This window comes from Mesorhizobium sp. M7D.F.Ca.US.004.03.1.1, from assembly GCF_003998635.1.
GTDB lineage: Bacteria > Pseudomonadota > Alphaproteobacteria > Rhizobiales > Rhizobiaceae > Mesorhizobium > Mesorhizobium loti.
In genome coordinates this window covers 1-477 of record NZ_RZQG01001768.1, presented here as the reverse complement: position 1 = coordinate 477, position 477 = coordinate 1, and the positions used below count along the sequence as shown (strand labels likewise).

The following is a 477-nucleotide window of genomic DNA, read 5'->3' as shown; positions in this document are numbered from 1 at the left end:
CGCTCCGCCATGCTGAAATACGAAGCCGCGGTCTCAGTGCTGCCCGACGATGGCCAGCTCTGGCTCAACCTGGCGCGTGAAACGCTGGCCGTGCAGCCCGCCGCCAACACCTCCGACGCCTCCACTTTGCCGGCAAACGGCACTTCGGCTGCTTTCAACGCCTACAAGCTGTTGCGCACCACCAAGACGCGCGCCGACGTGCTGGCGCTGCTCGGCAACGGCCTCGACAAGCGCGATCTCTACCGGCCGGCGCTGCAGGCCTATGAAGCCAGCCTTGCCCTGAACCCTTCACCGGCGGTCCAGGCCGACTATGCCGATCTGAAGGCGCGCAAGGGTTTCCGCGTCATCGACCACACCGTCGATGCCGACACCAGCGCGCCGCGCATCTGCGCGCAATTCTCCGAGGATCTGGTCAAGACCGGCGTCGACTACGCGCAGTTCGTCACCGTCGACAACGCGCCGCCCAAGGGCGTCGAG

Annotated in this window: 1 protein-coding gene; it reads left to right on the top strand. The window is 66.5% G+C overall.

Going from position 1 to position 477, the window contains the following annotated elements:
• On the top strand, window positions 1-477 hold a 477-nt coding region (locus EN935_RS39940), incomplete at both ends, for a hypothetical protein (RefSeq protein WP_164771925.1).